An 18,517-nucleotide genomic window follows, 5' to 3' on the forward strand; every position below is an offset into this window, starting at 1 on the left:
CTGGGTTACGCTCCCTTGCACACTAGCTACAATAATATCTCTCAAGATAAGGATGACATTATTTGCGAGTATTGATAGCATGGTGCAACCCAACTGTGACTTAGCAAATGGAAGTTGCTCATGCAGAACATTGTTAATGTAGTACAAAACAGAGCGCAAAAAAATCCTCATCAAGAAGCAATTCTTTACCTAGAAGATGGTGTACATAAAACAGCAGAACTTACCTTAGCGGAGTTGGATTACCAGGCAAAAATAATTGCCGTCCATTTACAAACCAAAAAAATGACTGGCAAACGCGTCATTCTTCTTTACCCCACAGGGGTTGAGTTTGTAACAAGTTTGCTTGGGTGTTGGTATGCTGGCATTATTGCCGTGCCCGTATCCTGCCCTAAAAAAGATGAATTTGCCAAACATGAGGCATTCCTAAACAGTATTGCAGAAGATGCTGATATTGCCGCAGTCTTAAGCTTATCTTCGTTCCACTCAGGTATTAAAACTATTCTAAAGAGAAAAGTACCGATACTGACTACGGATACAATTAAAACTAAGTCTGTAACAAATTATCAATCAATTCCTATTACTGACGACACCGTAGCCTACTTACAATATACCTCAGGGTCAACTTCGACTCCCAAAGCCGCAATCATCACGCATGGAAATTTACAGCATAGTTTGCAAGAAACGATTAAAGTTTGGCATTACACGAAAAAAAGCATCACCTTGACCTGGGCTCCTCATACCCATGTGTATGGACTGGTATGTGGAATATTAGTACCGCTATATCACGGAACCAAAGCAATTATCGTTCCCCCAGCTGCATTCATTAATAAACCTATTACCTGGTTATCCGCTATTTCAACCTATCGAGTTACCCATAGTGGTTGCCCCAACTTTGGTTATGATATTTGCGTACGGGATATCAAAGAAACAGAAATTGCAGCACTCAATTTAAAACACTGGAAGGTCGCAATTAATGGGGGCGATATTGTGCAATATCAAACCCTTATTGATTTTTCTACTAAGTTTGGCTCCTGCGGTTTTTCATTAAAGCAGTTTTGTTCCGCATATGGGATGTCCGAATTATCAGGTGCAATTGCGGTAACCTCTTTTGGCTCGGAACCGCATTCATTGATCCAGCAAAACGATGCGAATCATCAACGACGATTAGTCAGCAGCGGTAAATTATTGCACGGATTACAGGCACTTGTTGTGGATCCTGAAACACAACGTCCCGTTGCAGCTGGAGAAACGGGTGAAATTTGGTTATCCGGCAAATCACTCGCTCAGGGATACTGGAGACGTCCTGATGAAACACAAGCAGTGTTTCATGCAACCGTTCCTGGCATCGATCACCATTACTTCAGAACGGGTGATCTTGGGTTGATTCAAGAGGATGAAATCTATTTAACCGGCAGATTAAAAGAGGTCCTCGTGGTGTATGGCAAGAAATATTATCCTCTCGATTTGGAAATCACGGTGGCCCATGCCCTCTCCCCGTTCAAAATAACACTTCCTCAAGTCGCCTTTTCTACAGAACTTGCCAACAAAGAAAAAATCATTATTGTACAGGAGTTGGGAGAAGAAACACCTCAATCACTATGGCCTGAGATCAAAAATGCCATTCGTCATGCAATCACCAAACATCATGGTGTAGATATTCATGAAGTAGTTTTTAGTCCTAAGGGAGCCCTTCCTAAAACCGGTAGTGGCAAATTACAACGAAAAAAAGCTCAATCATTATATAATGAACACAATCTGGCAGTTTTAGCTCAGAATTTTTCACAGAACATTTCAGCAAACCCCAATGAAAATCATCGTAAGCAAAATCAATTTATCACTTTAGTAGCCAATGTACTGAACATAGATGAAAACGACATCGACTTATATGCCCCCTTAAGCCGTTATTCTTTCGATTCCATTAATATCATTCACCTCACTACGATCCTCAATGAAGCCTATCAACTAACCTTATCTCCAGCTGCATTGTATGAATATGCCACTCTGGAAGAATTTTATACCGATTTATTAGCAGCCCCTGGGGTTGTAAACATGTTTAACAAGGAAACACCAGCATCTGCTGAATCGAATGATATTGCTATTATCGGAATGAGCGGTGTATTCCCTCAAGCGCCTGATCTTGATGCCTTTTGGGCTAATTTATTGCAGGGTAAAGATTGCATCAGTGAAGTACCTCTATCACGCTGGAACTGGCATGATTTGACTGTACAATGGGGTGGTTTTATTGATCATATCGATCAATTTGATGCAACTTTTTTTAATATCTCGCCCCGCGAAGCGGAGTTAATTGACCCACAACAACGCGTATTTCTCCAGACCATTTGGAAAACAATTGAGGATGCTGGATACAGTCCCTCAACTCTAGCCACAATGAAAACAGGTTTGTTTGTGGGTGTATTTAATCATGATTACGCCGAACTGTTGCAAAAAAATGAAGTTATGGATGCTTATCTTACAACAGGTACGATGAATAGCATGATTGCCAATCGTATTTCCTACATTTTAAATTTGCGCGGACCGAGCGAGACCATTGATACAGCGTGTTCCAGTTCCCTTGTTGCTGTTCATCAAGCAGTCCAAGCGCTTTTACATGGTGATTGCGATCTTGCCCTTGCAGGCGGAGTGAATATATTAATCACTCCCACTTCATTTATTGCTGCCAATCAAGCGGGAATGTTAAGTGAGGATGGGCGTTGCAAAACTTTTGATAAAGATGCCAATGGATATGTACGTGGTGAAGGAGCGGGCGCTATTTTATTGAAAAAACTCACTCAGGCCTTGGAGGATGGCGACCATATTTACGGGATAATTAAGGGAACTGCAGTCAATCATGGCGGACATGTCAATACGCTTACCGCGCCCAATCCCAATGCACAAGCAGAGGTGATCATCACTGCTTGTCAGCGCGCGCAAATCCCTGTCCACAGCATTCAATACATCGAGACCCATGGGACCGGAACGCCGTTGGGGGATCCCATTGAAATTAATGGCTTAAAGAAAGCATTTCATCATCTGGCTGTGGAACAACAGGTTGAATCCTTACCCAAGCACTATTGCGGTTTAGGAGCAGTGAAAACCCACATTGGTCATTTGGAATCTGCAGCAGGAATTGCGGGGATCATTAAAACTTTACTTGCAATGCATCATGAACTGATACCCGCTAATTTACATTTAAATGAATTAAATCCTTATATTGAAATTGAGGACAGCCCATTTTATCTCGTGAATCAGCCGACCCAATGGCCCAAAACAGCGAACAATCCTAGAAGAGCGGGAGTAAGTTCATTTGGGTTTGGCGGCGCCAACGCCCATATTATTCTTGAAGAGAGTCCCCAGCGCGTCCAAAGCTTATTTCAAAACTCTGCTTACCTAATTAGCTTATCTGCACTCACGACATCTGCATTGCAGCAACGAGCTGCTGAGCTGCTTAAATGGTTGGATCGACAACAAAATGCTCCTTCTTTAGCTTCTCTCAGCTACACTTTGAATGCGGGACGGCAACATTTTCCCAAGCGTTTTTGCGTGATAGTGACGACGATTGATGAGTTAAAGGACTATTTGAATTCTATTTCATCCAGTGAAGATATCGACCAATATCTGCTCGCAGCAGCACAATCCAATACCAATGAGCAGGCTGCTGATTTAAAACAAATTCAGAGTATGTATTTACAAGGCAAACCCATCGATTGGCGTACCATCTATGGGAATTATCAGGAAAAAATATCGCTCCCTACTTATCCCTTCGCCAGAGAATCACATTGGGTGGAGCTTAAAAGTAAGACGCATCAAAGTATCCATCCATTGATCGATGAAAATAGGTCTACGTTTTCGACATCGATTTTTAGTAAGCAATTTTCAGGAAATGAATTTTATTTGCACGATCATCAGTTACATGATGAAGCGGTCTTACCTGGTGCTGTGTGTTTAGAGATGGTTCGTGTTGCTGCAAGTCTGGCTTCAAACAATCAGCACGTACTCACCTTAAGTAATATAATATGGAAAAAACCGATAAAAACTCCGGATTTGTCCAATCCTCTGCATGTTCATCTAGCTCCTGAAAGCGATTGGGTATCGTTTGTGTTAACTGATAAAGAGCACGCTATTTCCTATATGAGTGGCTCTATCTATTGTGCGGAGAGCGCTCCTGTGGCCCCCCACATCGGACTTAACATTCAGGAGTTAAAATCAGCATTGGACCAAACTCAGGAACCCGATGCAATTTATGCCTATTTTAAACAGGTAGGGATAGTCTACGGTCCAGCTTTTCAGGTTATTGAAACCCTAAATTTTGATGACAATAATCTTTTGGCCGAGCTTACCCTTCCCGCAATTCTTCCTTTTAAGAACCATGAATTTGTACTCCATCCCGCTTTGTTCGATGGGATTTTACAGACTACCCAGGTATTACTTAGAAATCGCGACCTACTCTACCTGCCTTTTTCCATAACACAAATTGATATTTACAAGGCTTTAACCAAAACATGTTACGTACGGGCCAACTTGATTTCTGCTGTAGATAATCAGCACATGCCTGTATTTAATATTCAAGTGACTGATACAGAGGGAACACTCTTATTGGTTATTACGGGATTTACCTTATGCGCAGTGCCTGCATCTCCTAAACCTGAGACAAGGGTAGCCTATTATTCTTCCCAATGGAGCATTCAATCCCTATGTTCCTCAACAAAGTCTCCGGAATCCATCCTGATTTTAGGGAATAACCCGCAAGTAATCCAATCCATTAAGGAGCATGTATCAGCTCCAACGGTCTCATGCCAACTTGTGACTGATCCTTATAGTACAGATATATTAATCGACTCACCTCGGGAATGTATTGTTATTGCCCTGGACGATTCCAATAAGGGGCCTTATTCAGTTACAGAAATTGATTCGATTCAAAAGAATTTAGAGCGAACCTATTATTTTCTCCAAACGCTAACACGCCAAATATGCCAATCAAAGCCCAAAAATCCAATACAACTGGTTTGTATTAGTAAAAATCCTTGTGTTTATGCCCGTGCTTTAGTGGGCTTTGCAAAAAGTCTGCATCAAGAACAATCTAAAATCTCTTGTCGTTTTATTGAACTGCAGGATCTTGGACTCCTTGCACCAGAACTAACTCAAAATGAAATTGAAGTTCGATACGATGGGAACAACCAGCGATATGTTCGCCGATATGAACCGCTTCCTTCTCCCATAACAATGTTTCCTGCTCTCAAGGAGTCAGGGGTATATTTGATTACTGGAGGTATGGGAGAACTTGGTTATTTGTTCGCCACCTATTTGGCAGAGCATTATCAGGCCAAAATCGTATTAACCGGTCGTTCAACCCTATCGGAGCAACACCAAAAACGAATTGCAGCATTAGAAAAGAAGAATGCCTCTGTCGTTTATCTGGCTGCGGATGTAGCATCCTACGAAGAGGTCCAAGCCCTCATTCAAAGTACTAAAGAACGTTTCGGGGGAATTAATGGCATTATTCATGCTGCCGGCCTTACCCATGATGGATTTATCGTTCATAAAACCATTTCCGAAGTAGCCAAGGTATTAGCTCCTAAAATTTATGGGATGTGCAATTTACATGCAGCGACCCTTAATGAACCTTTAGATTTCTTGGTACTGTTCTCCTCTGTCGCTGCCGTGTTCGGGAATGCCGGACAAAGTGATTATGCTTATGCTAATTGTTTCCTGGATGAGTTTGCCTGGGAACGAGAACAACAAAGAGCACTCGGCCATTGTTTTGGACATACTCTTTCGATTAACTGGCCACTATGGGAAGAAGGAGGGTTGCACATTGCTCCTGAATACCAACAGGCGCTTGAGCAAAACTTAGGCATTATCAGTTTATCGTCGCAACAGGGATTCACTGCATTTTTGCAGGCATTCCAGCACAATACCCCCAATTGTATTGTACTCCCGGGTTATCAACAAAAACTCATGAGTGCCTTGCAAAATAACGCAATGCTGAACCAATCAACAACTACTCAGCGCCCTGTGGTAAACGCAAATTTTCGCAATCACACTGAAAATTTTTTAAGGAACATACTGGCAGAAACCTTAAAATGTTCGTCAGAACATATTGATCCCCAATCCCCTTTCGAAAGCTATGGGGTTGATTCCTTGATGATCATGCAACTCAATCAGCGCTTAGCACGCGAATTTAGTGAATTACCTAAAACATTATTTTTTGAATACCGAAACTTAGCCGATTTAGCGGAATATTTCATGGAGCATTATGCCCATCAATTAATGTCCTATTCATCTGATATTGGCACTCCAATGATAAATACCGTTCACCCATTGGTCATCTCACCCAGGATGCCCAAAAAAACTGCCCTATCGCAAGATATCGCCATTATTGGGATCACCGGTCGTTATCCAGAAGCTAAGGATTTGAGCACATTTTGGCATAACCTCTATACGGGAAAAGATTGTATTCGCGAAATTCCCAAGGAACGATGGCCTTTGGAAGATTATTTTGATGGGGATCAAAATAATCAGGGAAAAACATACAGTAAATGGGGTGGTTTTTTAACCGATGTGGAACAGTTCGATCCCCTGTTTTTTAATATTTCCCCACGCGAAGCTGCATTGATGGACCCCCAGGAACGATTATTTTTAGAAACAGCCTGGAAAACGATAGAAGATGCCGGATATCCCCATGAAGCTTTAGCTGGAAAAAAAGTAGGCGTCTACGTCGGCGTAATGTATGGGCAATATCAGCTATTTGGTAATGAATTGACTGATGCTCATTCATTTGTGCCAACCAATTCAATATTTGCTTCCATCGCCAATCGAGTTTCCTATTTTTTTGATTTTCATGGTCCAAGCATGGCACTGGATACCATGTGCTCCTCCTCGCTTACCGCAATTCATTTAGCTTGCCAGAGTATTCGCGAAGGGGAATGTGATATGGCGCTTGCAGGTGGCGTGAATCTTTCTGTGCATCCCAATAAATATCTGTTGCTAAGTCATGGGAAATTTTTGGCACGTGATGGACATTGCCGCAGCTTTGGTGAGGGCGGCGATGGTTATGTACCCGGTGAAGCAGTGGGGGCAATCCTATTAAAACCCTTAGATAAAGCTTTAGACGATGGGGATCTCATTTATGCAGTGATTAAAGGAAGCCAGCTTAATCATGGTGGAAAAACAAACGGTTACACGGTACCTAGCCCTAACGCTCAAGCAGAATTGCTTGTTGAAACCTACCGAAATGCTCATATTAATCCAAATGAAGTGAGTTATCTCGAGGCACATGGAACCGGAACGGCACTAGGCGATCCCATTGAAATTGCGGGGTTAAATAAAGTATTTAGTCAAAGACTATCTCCTTGTGCCCTTGGCTCAGTAAAATCTAACATTGGACATTGTGAGTCTGCAGCAGGAATTGCTGCAGTAACCAAAGTGGTGTTGCAATTACAACATCGTACCCTAGTACCTTCCCTATTTTCAGAAATTTTAAATACCAATATCGATTGGTCTAAGACACCATTTCGCGTGCAGCAAAATGTGAGTGAATGGCTAAAACCTGGACCCAATATACCAAGAATTGCGGGGATCAGTTCTTTTGGTGCGGGAGGGTCTAATGCCCATTTGATTTTATCCGAATCACCGGAAATACAACCTACCCCGACCAGGAATAAATCGCATTATTTACTCACCGTATCTGCCAAAACAGAATTGGCCTTAAATCAACGGCTCGATGATTTATTAAGTTGGTTAGGCCAAAACCCTTTTGCTGAACTAGAACAAGTGAGTTACACCTTAAATGCAGGTAGGAGTCATTTTGATTGCCGTTGCGCTATGGTGGTCAGCACGCTTGATGAAGCAATACAAATAATCCAACAATTTAAAGCACACCAACATTCTCCACTATTGTTCGTGCAAATGAATGCAGGACAAAATGCTGCAAACACGCTGATTCATTCTAGCGTTTTACCTGTAATAATGCAGCAATTGTCAAATCCTTCTCAATATAAAGAGACATTACTTTCGTTGGCAAAACTCTATGTAGAAGGGCAAAATCTGAATTGGCAGCAAATTCACGCGGGTGAATCCAGGAAAAAAATCTCACTACCTACTTATGCTTTCGCTAAGGAATGCTATTGGTATTCTGATGAAGGACAACCCGCCTCTATCGATAATAAACAAACAAATCTGGCATTAACTCAAAATGCACTTCTTGATAAACTTCATTCTTATCTTATTCGGCAAGTAATCCAGATACTAAAAATTACCCAACATAAAATTGCACTGGAAAAAAATCTTGGTGAATATGGGATGGATTCCGTGCATTTTATTGAATTGGCAAAAAAAATTACGGAGTATTACCAAATCGAGTTCACTCCTGCCGTGTTTTTTACCCACAGTAGTGTACTTGCGATTAGCGAATACCTAATTAATCAATTTCCTCAAGCAGTAGCACAGGCACATCAGGAAGTAGCTTATCTGCCTATAAATATCCCTACTATAAAAACCAGACGTATTGTCCCAAGCGAAACTGAAGCAGTCGCTATTATTGGTATGCAAGGCCTTTTTCCCCAATCCGATGACCTGGCCACATTTTGGCAGCATTTAGTGGAAGGCCATGATTTAGTGACTGAAATTCCTAAAGAACGTTGGGACTGGCGGGATTATTATGGCAATGAAGCACATCAAAGCAATTCCAAATGGGGTGCTTTCATCAACAATTTCGATCAATTCGATGCCGGATTTTTTAACATTTCGGCCCGCGAAGCGAATCTTATGGATCCACAACAACGACTTTTTTTAGAAACGGTATGGAAAACCATTGAAGATGCAGGCTACGACCCTTTTGCACTTCCCTCACAAAATGTGGGTGTTTTTGCCGGTGTTGAATTTAGTGAATATCAAACTTTAATTGCCAAACAGCAAAAAGAACATCATGGATTTATTGCTACCGGAAACTCACACAGCATGATTGCTAATCGTGTTTCCTACTTTTTCAATTTTCAAGGGCCGAGTGAAGCCATCGATAGCGCCTGCTCAAGTTCATTGGTGGCCATTCATCGCGCAGTACAAGCAATCCGCCAGGGCGAATGCGATTTAGCCATTGCAGGCGGCGTTAGCCTCATTTTGAGTCCAGATACCATAGTAGTTACTGGCCAATTAGGCGCCTTATCTTCTGATGGTCGCTGCAAGACTTTTGATAAAAGCGCAAATGGCTATGTTAAAGGAGAAGGGGTCGCCAGTCTTTTACTCAAACCTTTAAAACAGGCTCAAGAAGCTGGGGATCATATTTACGGAGTCATTAAAGCCTCAACAGTAAATCATGGGGGCAAAGCCCAATCTTTGACGGCACCGAATGCTAAAGCGCAGAGTGAGTTATTAATACGTGCCTACACCCAAGCCAATTTAGATCCAGATACTGTATCCTATATTGAAACTCATGGAACAGGAACCGCTTTAGGTGACCCTGTTGAGGTTGAAGGCTTAAAACTGGCATTTTCCTCGTTACGTACATCGAGAACAAAGCAAAATTGGATTGGGTTAGGCTCTGTAAAAACAAATATCGGTCATTTAGAACCTGCATCCGGAATTGCAGGAATCATCAAGCTGCTTTTGGCCATGAGCCACGAAACGCTCCCAGGTATTTTGCATTTACAAGAATTAAACCCGTACATCAATTTAAACGATACACCCTTCACTATTATCAAAGAAACTCAAGCCTGGAAACGTATCAAAAATGATGCCGGGGTAGACATCCCGCTCCGCGCTGGAATCAGCTCTTTTGGATTTGGTGGCACGAATGCTCATGTCGTACTTGAGGAGGGACGCCCCCATCAAAGAATAGCGGAGAACCATCAGGCTAAACCCTATTATTTAATTACCCTGTCTGCGAAGCAGCAGCAAAGTTTATCCCAAAAAATTGTCGATCTGCACCAATGGCTTAATCAGAATAAAGATACGATTTCCTTACCCTCACTTAGTTTTACCCTAAATGTGGGCCGAGCACATTTTATGTACCGCTGTGGATTGGTGGTGAGTTCTGTTGATGCTTTATGTCATGCTTTAAACTTATTAAGTAACCATGAAATACCTGATTATTGCATGATGAATGAAGGCCAAACCTGCACGATCCAGGGACCAGTATTTGATGAAGTGTATCAGGCTGCAATCCACGGCTTGCATCAACCAGAAAACTCCGCTCAATACCGTCATAAGTTATTTATTCTGGCTGATTTATATACGAAACATTATGTCATTGACTGGCAACAGGTGTATCTCGGGGAAAAAATACAGCGTGTAGGTTCCTTACCCGCCTACCCATTCATAAGACAACGCTATTGGTATGATCAGGAAACCAAGGTTCTGGCAAGTCCCCAATCCTTAGCTCCAGTGAATACTAAAGGAGTAATGGATTTCTCGGGTCAGACTTTAGCTTATTTACAACAGATATTCGCAGAAAAATTACATACCTCAGCAGAACTTATCCAAGAAGATGAGACCTATGAAGTTTATGGCGTTGATTCATTAATTGGTTTGGAAATTACTAACCGTCTGGAAAAAGACTTTGGTACTTTACCCAAAACATTACTTTATGAACGTAATCGATTAAATGATTTAGCTCAATACTTTATAAAAAATTATAAAGACAAGTTGTCGACGCTCTTAGGTACGAACGACGTTATGCCGGCGTCATCCTCTCTTGAGGTGGAAGCGGTTAAACCCATATCATCTACTTTCAAACCCGCAAGTCCTTCATCTCAGGATATTGCCATTATTGGCTTAAGTGGCACATTTCCTATGGCCAACTCGATGGATGAATTTTGGCACAACTTAAGCTCTGGACAAGATTGTGTGGGTGAGGTTCCAGCAGATCGTTGGGATTATCGAGATTATCCTGTCCTGGTTGGAGGTGAAGAACATTATTTCCCACATGGAGGCTTTATTCCTGATGTCGATAAGTTTGATCCCCTCTTTTTTAATATTTCACCACGCGATGCAGGACTAATGGATCCCCAAGAACGTTTGTTTATGCAATCTGTATGGTCCACGCTAGAAGATGCAGGTTATACCCGCGACAAATTAAAACGAAAAGCCAAAAACTCAGTCGGTGTTTTTGCGGGAGTGACTTATAATTTTTACCCTTTATTTATCGCAGAGGAGTGGCAAAAAGGGAATCGGGTGCCTTTGGATATTCAATCATTCTCAGTAGCAAACCGAATTTCTTACTTCCTTGATGTAAACGGCCCAAGTTTTGTGGTCGATACAGCGTGTTCTTCCTCCCTGGCAGCAATTCATCTGGCGTGTGAAAGCCTCGTGCGTGGTGATTGTGCCATGGCAATCGCCGGCGGTGTTAACTTGTCATTACATCCAAGTAAGTATCACTTCCTGGGTAGTTTTAATTTTATGTCCGAACAAGGGCGATGCGCGAGTTTTGCTGACGGGGGTACCGGTTACGTACCCTCAGAAGGAGTAGGGTCAGTCTTATTGAAACCTTTAGCGGCTGCAATTGCCGATAATGATATGATTTATGGAATTATAAAAGGCAGCAGCATGAACCATGGAGGCAAAACCAGTGGTTATACTGTTCCCAATCCCAATGCCCAAGCAGCGGTGATTTTACAAGCCTTAAAAAATGCCAATATTGATGCGCGAACCATTTCTTATATTGAAGCGCATGGCACCGGAACTTCCTTAGGAGATCCGATAGAGATTCGGGGTTTGCAAGATGCCTTTGAATACTATACCGAAGACAAACAATTTTGTGCCGTGGGTTCAGTCAAATCCAATATTGGTCATCTGGAATCTGCAGCCGGCGTATCCCAATTGGCAAAAGTACTCTTACAGATGCGCCACAAAAAATTAGCGCCTACACTACATAGTACACAATTAAATCCATTTATTGATTTTAAAAACTCCCCATTTTATGTCCAACAAGAATGCACTGATTGGAAACCTGCTCATAATGTACCTCGCCGTGCAGGGGTGAGTTCTTTTGGTGCGGGCGGTGCGAACGTTCATATGATTGTTGAAGAATACATACCCCCCATAAAACAACACTACACGGTACCTATTCCATATATCTTTTTATTATCGGCATTAAATGAAGACCGTTTGACAGCAAAAGTACAGCAAATGCACCGTTATTTACAACAAAACAAACATCTAGAACATGAAAATTGGCTAAGAGATGCATGCTTTACGTTACAAACAGGACGTGAGCATATGGGGGCACGATTTGCAGTGATTGCAGCCAACACCGATGAATTACTTGTAGCTCTAGCAAACTATCCTCATCACCTGGGTACAAACACCTGGATGAATTATCATGCTCAAAGTAATTCACAATCGGTGACTCAATTAATCCGTGATGCACGCTATGAAGAGTTGGTCCAGCATTGGGTTAATGGAACAAAAATAGATTGGGAACAATTATACCCACAACAATTGCCGCATATTATCTCTTTACCCACGTATCCATTTACGAAACGACGCTGCTGGATACCTACAAAAGAAGTAGAACCCCTACCGGTGGCACAGTCTATAATACAACCAGTAGTTGAACCTGTTGATGACAACCCTGTACTGATTGATATTCAAGATTGGCTTTACCATACAAAGTGGGAAAAAAACCCACCAACATGCCATCTTGGGGTAATCGACACAGAAGGAACATGGCTTATTTTCTGTGAACCAGGGTCAGTACCTTTCTTAGAACAAGAACTGGGTACGAATGTAGGGATTTATTGTTTTATTGGCGATCAATTCTCCATGATTGAGAAGAATAAATTCACCGTCAATGCGTCACAAAAATCCGATTACGAACAACTCTTTGCCACAATTCACGCCCAGCATAAAGACAATTTAAAAGGCGTTGTCTATTTATGTCCTGAAATAGCTACACATCGACAAACTACGCCCCGTAGCTTGTCCGCGGAATCCACAGGTCTCATATTATCGTTAGATTCGGCCGACAAGCTGCTGGACATAGACAGCAACAAGCAGTTATGTTCTGTACACGATTCAAAGGATCCTGCTCATGCGTTACTGTATCTGTTGCAGGCCATTGTGCAGCATTCATGGCCGCAGCAATTAACCTTTTGTCTCGCATCGCAATCATCACAACAGGTTAGCTCTTTAGATAGCATCAATATTTGGCAGCATTATCTCTGGTCCATGACCCGTATTTTTGCCGCCGAACAAGCAAAATACCAAGCATTACTGCTTGATTTGGATGTAAATGAAGGGATGGAACATAATATCAAAATCCTAGTCAAGGAAATTGGACGTTATCAAGTCAAAGAAAACCATATTGCTTATCGTGCCGCTGAACGTTACACCATTCGTTTCCTTCCTCATAGTGAGCCACAAAATCATGAAATCCCTCCTGCCTGGAAGGCTCCTGTTGCTGCATTGGTTACGGGAGGTTTGGGAGCCTTAGGTTATGAAGTTGCAGAATTTATTGTCACACAAGGAACTCGTTTTGTTTTGCTTACCGGAACCAAAGAATTATGCTCTAACACAGTTGAAAAAAATAACTGGATCAAGCAGTTAGAAGCTAAAGGGGCACAAGTCAGATATGCTGCAGTGGACGTAGCCAATCAAGAACAGATGCGTCAGGTCATTATGGAGGCCGAAAAAGCATGGCAACACTCCATTGATGGTGTTTTTCATTTAGCGGGCGTCACTACCGATAATGTCACCATTGCCGAGATGGATGAAACATTATGGAGGGATGTGTTACGTGTAAAGGTACACGGTTCCTTGGTATTGCATGAACTCTTTTTGCAGGCTCCATTATCATGCTTCGTGCTGTTTTCTTCCATTGCGGCGGTTCCTCATTTTGGCATGGCAGGCCTCAGTGCTTATGCAGCAGCTAATGAATTTATGAATGGCCTATCCTTATATCGTCGTAGTTTGAACTTACCAGCATCAAGTATTAACTGGGTCGCCTGGTCAGAAAAAGGAATGAGCCACAGACACAATCATGATGCATTTTTAGATGCTGTAGGGATGGCTTCTTTAAGTATTAAAGAAGGCATTGCCGTGTTTCATAATCTTCTCAGAATAAATCCTGCTGAAATTACCGTATGTAAGATACAATGGAAGAAATTTTTACAGGTTAATACCACTGCCAAGCAACTCGATTTCTTTACACATTTAGTTGCTGAATATGCCTCTAATATGCCAACAACGGTGGTTTCTTCGTTAACCCCGGAGGAAATTACCACATTAGTCCTGAATCTCTTTGCGTCAGTACTCGGATTGGAAGTGACTGAAATTGATAGAGAATCTCCCTTTCAACAATATGGAATGGACTCCATTACTGGCATCGATTATACCGAGCAACTGGGTAAGCATTTCCCTGATGTAGTCGCCCCCATGGACTTATATCGCTACCCGACACTAAAACAACTCACCGATTACATCATGCAACGTGTGCAAATTAATATTGAGCCTTCTCCTGTCCCTCTTTTCAAAATAGAGGAACCTCTTGATTTGGATCAATTAAACGAAGCACAACTCAATGAATTACTGGAATTGGAATTAAAAGAATTAGAGCAGGCTTATGAATGAGACAACGACTTTAAAAAAATCATTATTAATGATCCAAAAGCTCAAAAAGCTTTTGCAAGAACAAAACGACAAATTATTTGATCCAGTTGCAATTATTGGCATGAGTTGTCGTTTACCTGAAGCCAATAATCCCCAAGAGTTTTGGGAGTTATTATGTCAGAGCAAAAACATTATTTCGCCAATTCCAGAGGAACGTTGGGAGCTTTTACAAGGCACCCGAGAAGTCATTCAGCGTGATCCTAATTTGCCTTATTGGGGAGGGTATCTGCGTCAAATTGAAGCATTTGACGCTTATTTCTTCGGTATTAGTCCTCGTGAAGCAATGCGGATGGATCCACAACAACGTATCTTATTGGAAGTAGCCTATGAATCCCTGGAAGATGCAGGTTTAACGGTTGATGCCTTAGCAGGCTCCAATATGGGTGTTTTCTCCAGTTTATATGCAAGTCAGTTTAGCCATCTGCAAAAATTAGACTCAGATATGGATGCTTTGTTTATTCCAACTGGAAGCGCCATCAGCATGGCAGCCAATCGTTTATCCTATTTGTTCGATTTACGCGGACCAAGCTTAGTATTAGATACTGCATGTTCTTCTTCGCTTATTGCCATTCAATTAGCTTGCTTAAACTTACAAGCGAAGCTTTGTGATACTGCATTAGTCAGTGCAGTAAATATCAATTTATTACCGTCGATCCATTCTGTTTTGGCTAAAGCGACCATGCTTTCTCCTTCCGGGCAATGCCATACCTTTGATGCCAAGGCGGATGGTTATGTCCAAGGAGAAGGCGCAGGCTCTATTGTTTTAAAGCCGCTTGCCAAAGCATTACAGGATAAAGATAAGATCTATGCAGTAATCACTGGGAGCGCGATGAATCAAGATGGTAAAACGAATGGTTTAACCGCACCGAATGGTTTACAACAAGAACAATTATTGCGATCTGCTTATCGAATGGCGAAAACAGATCCAGCTCATGTTTCCTATGTTGAATGCCATGGAACAGGTACATTTCTGGGAGATCCAATTGAAATTCAAGCATTAGGCGAAGTACTTGGTAAAAATCGTGCGGTTGAAAACCCCTGTTGGATTGGCTCAGTAAAAACCAATGTAGGGCATTTGGAACCTGCCGCAGGAATTGTGAGCGTCATTAAAGTAGCTTTAGCTCTAAAAAATCGTTTAATTCCACCTCATCTTAACTTTGCTAATGCGAACCCACATATCCCGTTTGACCGCTATTCTTTGAGTATTCCCTGTAAAGCAGAACCATTACCCAGATACGGGGAGGTCAGTATTGCTGGGGTAAGTGGTTTTGGTTTCGGTGGTGCTAATGCGCATCTGGTGTTACGTGAATCTTCTGTTGAAGAACAACCCACGTGTACCAACACTCTTACTAAGGATAAAGAGTTATTTACGCTTTCAACAAAAGAACCTGCTGCATTAACCGATTTAATCGACCGCTGGTGTGGATATTTAAAAAATCATCCCGAAACCAATTTGGCACAGCTTTGTTATAACCTCCATATCAGACGCTCTCACTTTACTCAACGCTTGGTAATAATTACTGATTCAATTGCTGATCTTTATCAAAAATTAGCTCAATTATGCAAAAATCCGGTAGCGCCTATTGAGGGGGTTTTTATTAATAACGAACCAAAGAAATCCAATTATTCCACTCCAATATCTGAATTTTCCGACATGGATGAAATCACTTTAGCAAAAAACTATGTTGAACAGGTACCCATCGATTGGAAAAAATATGAAGAGGGACGGGTTTATGCGCCTTTAGATATGCCGTTTTATCCATGGCAACGCAAAATTTACTGGCCCATTCTAGACCAAGGTTTCAATGAAAAAAATACTGCCTATCCAATGCGTGGCAAATCTCTTTCCTCTCCTTTATCAGCACGACAATTTGAATTTGTGTTTGATACAAAAGTAATGCCTGAAGTACAAGATACCTTTTATGTTTTGCATGCCGGCTATTATCTGGAAATGTTAGCGTATGCAGCAAAACAATTGCAGCAACACATTTCGTTTAAGGTTCAAAACCTAAATTATTTATCACCCATATTGGTCTTAGATGAAAAAACGGTTGTAGTACATCTCATCATAGAACCCAATGAAAAAAGCGACAATTCATCATTTCGCTTTTATAGCAATGATGGCAAAGAAAACTGGATAGAGCATGCAACCGGTACGTTAGTCCTGAATAACACCCATTCTTACAAAAAAATTGAAACCAAAACCGAACTCATGCAACGACTTCCGGTCTGTGGAACTATGGAACTGTTTTATAACCGAATAACAAGCATGGGCATGCCTGCCGGTAATACGATTCGTTGGGCCCATCAATACTGGACGAATAGTGATGAACTATTTTGTGAGTTACGCGAGCCCAAACCCGCAGAACGTGGGAAACAATTTGTAACGCAAATGCACCCCGGAATTATTGATGCCTGCATTCAGACACTCTTTTTATTGCTGCCGCAGCAATTCACCAAACCCTATATTGCATCCCATATGGGGACTCTTGAATTTTATGGTTCCCTGGAGGACCAAAAATATGTATACACCCAATTAAAAGAGCTGCATCCAAAAGGAGAATACATCATTGCAGATTGGTACTTATTGGATAAAGACCACTGCTTGATTGCCGCCTGCCATGATCTACGTATGACAGTCCTCAATGATACCATTCAAATCAATCAAATCATGGAAATTCAATCCCAATTCCAGCTGGACTTATCCCTGCCCTATGAACAATGTAAAAAAGAATTGATCCAGTACTTAACAAAGCAATTTGCCATGATTTTTTCAATGCCTGAAATTGACATTAGTCCCTTGCAGTCTTTACATGAATTAGGTATGGACTCGCTAATGGCTTTGGCGGTGATTCGCGTCATAGAAACAAGCATTGGGATCAACTATTCTTTACCTTTGATAATGCAAGGCCCTTCCATAAGCGAGATTGCTGAGTATGTATTAGCGAGTCAGTGGATAGGTTCCAAAGAAGAAACTACTGAATCTCAACCCCCTTTTGATAACGCCTGGATCGCCTATCGAAAAATACAAACAAATGCACAAGTACGCTTATTTTGTTTTCCTTATGGTGGAGGTGGTGCTTCAATTTATCGCGAATGGCAACAGGAATTCCCTGATTTCATAGAAGTATGTCCAATCCAATTGCCAGGCAGAGAAAATCGGTTGGAAGAGCAACCACTTGATAATCTCCATACCTTGGTTTCTTTGTTAGCCCATCAGCTCAAACCTCAACTTAGTTTACCCTTTGCTTTTTTTGGCCATAGTTTTGGTTCACTGATTGGATTTGAACTGAGTCGATATTTACGTCGTCATCATCTCCCTCAACCTGCGCATCTTTTTGCATCGGCTTATCCAGATCCACGCATCCCCTCCAAAAGTCTGGATAATCTGCTCAATAAACTGCAACAAATGAATATTAATTTATTTGATTTAAACTCAGAACGAATCAGCGCCTTAGATGATGCACAATTAACCGCCTTATCCATAGTGTTTAAGGAAAATGGTATTGTTGATTACAGCGATGAGCGAATGAATAAGAGTATTATTAAAGTGTTATTACCAATTTTTATCGGCGATATGAACATTGTGAAAAGTTATTCTTACCGTAATGAAGCACCCTTAACCTTAGGGACTACGGTATTCTTAGGTAAAAAGGACACTTGGGTCTCTCCTGAAGACCATTTAGGGTGGGCGGAGCATTCATTAGGAGGTTGCGAGTTTCAACAATTTGATAGCGGACATTTGTTTATTAGAGAAAAAGAAATAAGAACACAAGTAATTCAAAAAATTACAGCAAAGCTTCTGCATTTTAATACGGCTGAATCTGAGGTCTAAAACCTGTGATCTAAATTCGCTGACTGAAGAAAACAACCAAATTGTCTCGATTTGATACGTAGCAATTTGTTTTCTTATGCT

2 protein-coding genes are annotated in these 18,517 nt (G+C 41.5%); both read left to right on the plus strand.

The genetic code is table 11. The annotated features are described in order from the left end of the window. The first annotated feature begins 120 nt into the window (after positions 1-120). On the plus strand, positions 121-14,562 hold the full coding sequence (locus ACWTE2_RS12470; RefSeq protein WP_454785593.1) for an SDR family NAD(P)-dependent oxidoreductase: 14,442 nt from the start codon (positions 121-123) through the stop codon (positions 14,560-14,562). Beyond that, the gene (locus ACWTE2_RS12475) at positions 14,555-18,436 is read left to right on the plus strand and encodes a beta-ketoacyl synthase N-terminal-like domain-containing protein (RefSeq protein WP_454785594.1); all 3,882 of its coding nucleotides are present in this window, start codon (positions 14,555-14,557) and stop codon (positions 18,434-18,436) included. Before ACWTE2_RS12470 ends, ACWTE2_RS12475 begins: the two co-directional genes overlap by 8 nt. The last annotated feature ends 81 nt before the right edge of the window (positions 18,437-18,517 follow it).

The sequence above is a fragment of the Legionella nigrisilvae genome, assembly GCF_977063395.2.